General features: G+C 65.1%; 7 protein-coding genes. 4 read left to right on the forward strand and 3 right to left on the reverse strand.

Annotated features, from left to right (window positions below):
- The 3 genes from BRAO375_RS03020 to BRAO375_RS03030 all read left to right on the forward strand — a co-directional run.
- A partial coding sequence (locus BRAO375_RS03020) for a hypothetical protein (protein ID WP_502688848.1) occupies positions 1 to 786 on the forward strand: 786 nt, incomplete at its 5' end.
- 180 nt (positions 787 to 966) lie between these two features.
- Entirely contained in the window at positions 967 to 1,353 is a 387-nt protein-coding gene (locus BRAO375_RS03025; protein WP_009025981.1) for an NUDIX hydrolase, read from the forward strand.
- Positions 1,354 to 1,401: 48 nt separating this feature from the next.
- Complete coding sequence (locus BRAO375_RS03030) at positions 1,402 to 1,599, forward strand: hypothetical protein (RefSeq protein ID WP_035638656.1); 198 nt, start codon at positions 1,402 to 1,404, stop codon at positions 1,597 to 1,599.
- An 11-nt stretch (positions 1,600 to 1,610) separates the two neighbouring features.
- Here the strand turns inward: BRAO375_RS03030 and BRAO375_RS03035 are convergent, their stop codons facing one another.
- Both BRAO375_RS03035 and BRAO375_RS03040 read right to left on the reverse strand, forming a co-directional pair.
- On the reverse strand, positions 1,611 to 2,033 hold the full coding sequence (locus tag BRAO375_RS03035) for a group II truncated hemoglobin (protein ID WP_009025982.1): 423 nt from the start codon (positions 2,031 to 2,033) through the stop codon (positions 1,611 to 1,613).
- A gap of 150 nt (positions 2,034 to 2,183) precedes the next feature.
- Positions 2,184 to 2,597, reverse strand: a complete 414-nt coding sequence (locus BRAO375_RS03040; protein WP_009025983.1) for a response regulator — start codon at positions 2,595 to 2,597, stop codon at positions 2,184 to 2,186.
- A 1,143-nt stretch (positions 2,598 to 3,740) separates the two neighbouring features.
- Here BRAO375_RS03040 and BRAO375_RS03045 point away from each other — a divergent pair.
- Positions 3,741 to 4,736 (forward strand): SphA family protein, encoded by a 996-nt coding sequence (locus BRAO375_RS03045; protein WP_009025984.1) that lies wholly within the window; start codon positions 3,741 to 3,743, stop codon positions 4,734 to 4,736.
- 132 nt (positions 4,737 to 4,868) lie between these two features.
- On the opposite strand, the gene BRAO375_RS03050 is transcribed toward BRAO375_RS03045, so the two are convergent.
- Positions 4,869 to 5,109 (reverse strand): nodulation protein NfeD (locus BRAO375_RS03050; RefSeq protein WP_035638663.1); only part of this gene is annotated, 241 nt, incomplete at its 5' end.

The following is a 5,109-nucleotide window of genomic DNA, read 5'->3' on the forward strand; positions in this document are numbered from 1 at the left end:
CCGCCAACCGTCGTCCGCCAAGGGCAGGGCGGACCGACGGCCGGCCAGCCGCAGGCCCAGCAGGCGCCGCGTCAGCAGGGCCCCATGATGGGGCAGCCCGGCGGACCGCCGCCGCGCGCGGCGATGCAGCCTCAGATCCAGCATCAGATGCCGCCCCAGGGCCGTCCGCCCGCGCCGGTGGCGCAGCAGGGACGACCCCCTGGACCGGGCTATGACCGGAGCCATGGTTACGCGACCGGGCCGGCGGCCGTGGGACGCGGGCCGGATGCGCGTTACGCGCGCGGTGCGATCGGCGTTCGCGAGTATGGCGGGCAGCCCTATCGCGGCCGTGTCGGCTGGGAAGGCGGCCGCTGGCGGCATGAGGTCCACAACGGACGGCCCGGCTGGTGGTGGGACGTCGGCGGGGTCTGGTATTATTATCCCGAGCCGATGGAGGGGCCGCCGACCTATGTGTCGGAGGATTACGCCGACGACGTCGTCTATGCCCCGGCGACAGCGTATGAGGCGCCTCCGCCCCCGGCCGCCTACGAGCCCGCGCCGCCGCCGTCGGATCCGGACCCTGCAGCCAGCGCACTCGGAGGCGCCATCATCGGCGGTGTGCTCGGTGGCATCCTGACCGGCAAGCCGGGCGGCGTAGCCGCGGGCGCCGTGCTCGGTGGGGCCACCGGCGCCATCGCCGGGGCGACGGCCGCGTCGCGGCCGGGCTATTATCTGTCGCAAGGCAATTGCTACTACCGCTATCCGTCGGGCGAGTATGTCGCGGTCGATCCGCGCTCCTGCTACTGACCTGATGCTGATCACCGGAGCGCTCAGCCGCGGCCCTGAACCCGGACGCTGCGCCCGCGACAGATGATCGAAGCGGATCTGATATCGAACCGCGCCCGGGCCTCCGCAAAGGTCCGGGGCGGGACTTGGAACGAATCCTGTTAGGCTCCGCTTCAAGGCGAGGTGAGAGTTTCCTAAGCAATGGCCAAGGCGTCCAAGCTGGTTGCCGCGAAGGGTGGCAAGGTTCTCCTGGTCCGGCGTCGCATCGACGGCCGCTGGATGTTTCCGGGCGGGCGCAAGCGAGCGCGCGAGACCGCGAAGGACTGCCTCAAGCGCGAGATCAAGGAAGAGCTGCCGAAGCTCAAGCTCGGCCGTCTGCGGCTGTGGAAGGAAGTCACGGCCAAGAACAAGCGGTCCGGGCGCAAGATGAGCGACGCGATCTTCATCGCCAAGCATGCCAAGGGGCGGCTCGAGATCGGTGACAAGAAGGAGATCGACCGCGCGGTCTGGCAGAAGCCCTATGGGATCAGCCTGACGCCAACCTCGCGCTACATCCGCGACCGGCTGTTTCCCCGCAGGGCGGACTGACTTACCGGCGCACCGGGAACGCCTTGCGGTTTCCGGCGTTATCTCAGCATGACTTACGAAAGCACAGCCAGACCGCCACGCGTCCTCACGCCTGAAGAGCGTCGGGCGCGCGATGCCATGCGCAGGGCCGATGCCGAGCAGGCCATGCGCGAACATGAAGAAGCCCAGCGGGCCTTTTACAAGAACCGCGAGCGGCTGCGCGCCGAGCGTCTGGCGCGGGAAGCCGCTGCCGAGAAAGGCGGCTGAGCCCCAGCGGCTCAGGCCGCAGGACGGGTCCGAAACGCGTTCGCCATGCGCAGGAACGCCCGATCGAGCAGATCGTACATGTCGCCGGTGATGTCGCAATCGAACATCGCACGGCGCATGCACGTCATCCATTCGTCGCGCTCGGCATCGCCGATCGGGTAGGGCCGGTGCGCCGACATGATGCAGCGGTGCTCGGCACGCTCGAAATAGAGCGGCGGCCCACCCAGCCAGCCGCTCAGGAATTCGAACAGCAACTGCCGGATCGGACCGAGGTCGGCATCGTGCATGGCGCGGATGCGGCGGGCGTCCGGCTCCTCGTCCATGATCGCGTAGAAGCGATCCGCCAGGCGTCGCACGCCTGCTTCCCCGCCGATGAGCTCGTAGGGCGTCGCCTCGACGACCACTGCTTCGCTGGCTGACTCCATTGCCGTCATTGCATCTCGTTTCCGTTCGCCCCGGCGCAGCCAACAGGCCGCGGGCGCCTTCCGCCTTGATCTGCGTCAAAGGCGACATGGCGATGGCCGCCGCGCGGCCTGGCCGCGGACGTTCGTGACGAGAGCGCGCGGGCGCTAGCGCAAATTGGCCTAGCGCATATTGGCTTTGACGAGGCGCTGCCGGTCGGTGTCGGCCGCGATCTGGCGCAGTGTCTGGCGCAGCAGCGCGAGATCGACCGGCTTGGAGAACGGCGGATAGACGTTGAGACCGAGGATCTTCCCGGCGCGCACGGTGACGTCGCGGGTCTGGTCGTCGGAGCCGCTGATGATCAAGATGGGCGTGCGGGACCTCATGTCGGACAGGAGCTGCAGCACCTCCGTGCCGGAGCGCTCGCCGAGATTCAGATCGAGGGTGATGCACTCGAAATTGCGCCGGCGCAGCACGTTCACGGCACCATCCACCGAGTTCACGCCGGTCGTCGCAAAGCCCGCTTGCACAGCGATCTTGCGGAGGATCGACAGATGAACATCGGCATCTTCGATCACGAGAAGTTCGTTCAGCATGGTCCCTGCGCGGCTGTGTGTCGGCTTCTGATGGACGCCTGGAGCTTAAGAGTCGGTTTCTGAGTTCCACGTAAATTTTCAGTCCCGTAGAATTACGTGATGTTCTGCATGCCATTGTGTATTGTGTGTGAACGCGCGAATGACTTCACCGTAGGCGCGCCCCCCAGGCTCCTCCATGTCGTTCGGGCCTCGAGCCAAACCCCTAACCACCCGCTGCGGTGGTTGGGCGAGATGGGGTGACCCCCGTGCCTCAAACTTTAGTTGGTATCAGGGGGCCCGGCTCAAGGCCGGGACGACAGCGGAGATGTTGGATCGCACGTCTGAAGCTGTGACCAGAACGCTGCGCGGAGACATGATAGGTCGTCAACGCGACGCGTTCCCGCGCCCGAGCTTTGCGATGGTCCCGCCCTCTGCACAGAGGGCGCGGGGAATGCCGGGTGAAGGCCTCACCCATGGCCCGCCTGCAACAAGAAAAGCAGGCGGCAGTCACCACAGGTTCAGCCGGTTCGACCCGGCATTCCCCGCGCGATGGTCTTTACGCTTATACGCGATCTCCCCGGTGTCCGGCTTGTGAGCCACCGTCGCCCAAGGGGTCATCATTCTCCCAAGGACTTGGCGCCAGCTTCGGGGCGCCAGGACCACGCGATTTCACGTCCGCAAGGAGCCGTTCGTCCGCGCGCGTCACGCACGCTGCGACCCGCCTGCGGCCACCGCATCCCGCGCCCAACGTCCGTGACGATCGCGAAACGCCCCTCTCGAGGAGCACGGGACGAAGGTATGAGACAACAACTTTCGAAAAAGCGAAAGCGCAAAATTTCGGGCGGAAGGACTGGACAGAGGTGATGTCCAGGAAAACGCAATGGAAAACAGTTTTCCCGCGCATCGCGCATTGTTAGTTCACCGCCTCGCTCAACGGCAGGCAGCCTGCCGTTGCCGGCCCGACGGGCAAATCAAGCTGAAGCGATGGGAGCCGCAGGAGCGCTCACATCAGCCCCGTCAATACTTGAAATCAAAACGATCAATTTTACGAATGTTCCGAAATCACGCATCAATGACGTGATCGGTCCGGCGCAGGCGCGTCGCGCGAGCCGGTCGATGGGGAAGATCGCTTCAAGAGAAAGCGCGCCGTTGAGAGGGGGGAATATGAGAAGAGGACTGAAGCAGTCCGCTCTGACGACATTCATGCTGGCCGGAATGCTCCAAGGAGCGATGCCCGGTGCATGGGCCGCGGAGAATGCCACCACCAATTATCCGGCGGGGTCACCGGGCATCTTCCTTGGCACATTCCCGCCCATTCCCGGCCTGTTTGCGATCAGCCAGACCAACTACACCAGCGCCAACGGCCTGTACGACGGACAAGGCAACAAGCTGCCGATCAACTTCAAGCTGTCGGCGGTGTCGGAAACGATGCGGTTTCTCGCGAGCTATCCCGGCGAATTCCTTGGTGCTCACATCTATTCGCAGCTCGTCGTGCCGGTCGTTCACCTCGAAAGCTCCAACCCCGGTGGATCGTTTCAAGCCAACGGGCTCGCGAATATCACCTTCTCGCCGGTCATCCTGCATTGGGCCCTGTCGCCGGTCCAGAGCCTCACGGTGGGGCTCGACCTCATGCCGAATACCGGCACCTATTCGGCGCGACAGCCGCTGAACGTCGGCACCAACTACACGACGATCTCGCCGACCGTTGCCTATCGCTATGCTGATCCGAAAGGGTTCGAGTTTGCCGTCGCGCCGCGTCTGCTGCTGAACGGCACCAACACGGATTCAGTCGATGCCTTCACGCAGATGAGCCAGCAATATCGCAGCGGCGATGCGCTCGTGCTCGACTTCAATGCCGGCTACAATGTGGGTGCGTGGAAGTTCGGGATGGTCGGCGGCTACACGCACCAGTATCAGGACGACAAGATCAACGGCGTGAAGGCGTTCAATCTGGCGGGCATCCAGGACGGCAACCGGCTCAAATCGCTCAATCTGGGCCCGTCGCTGAGCTACAATGCCGGCGCCTACCAGATCAATTTGAACTATCAGCACACGTTCCACGTGGAGAATGGCACCCGCAGCGACACGGTCTGGGCGAACCTGGCGTTTCCGATCTGGGTGCCCGCGCCGCCGCCCGGCGCCGGACCGGCCAAGCGCTGAGCTGCGGCAGATCCGACGGTCGCGAACAAGGAATGGCCGGCGTCCAGCGCCGGCCATTTCCCATGAGCCATGCCGTCCGCATCGCCATCGCCGAAAGCTGCGAATTCGCGGCAGAGGCCCGCCGGACGACGATCATGGCAGCTCGGCAACGACCTCGCGCATCAGATTGCGCAGCCACAGCAGGCCGGCATCGTTGGAGCGATAGCGGTGCCATTGCACGTGCTGCCGCAGAGCCGGCAGGGCGACAGGCAGCTCGATGATGCGGATCGGCAGGCTGCGCTGGGCAGCGACGGCGAGCCTGCGATGGACGGTGGCAATCCGGTTGGTGCCGGTGACGAGATGCGGGATCGCGGTGAACGCGTAGACCGAAACG

Source organism: Bradyrhizobium sp. ORS 375 (assembly GCF_000239775.1).
In the GTDB taxonomy this organism is placed as follows: Bacteria; Pseudomonadota; Alphaproteobacteria; order Rhizobiales; family Xanthobacteraceae; genus Bradyrhizobium.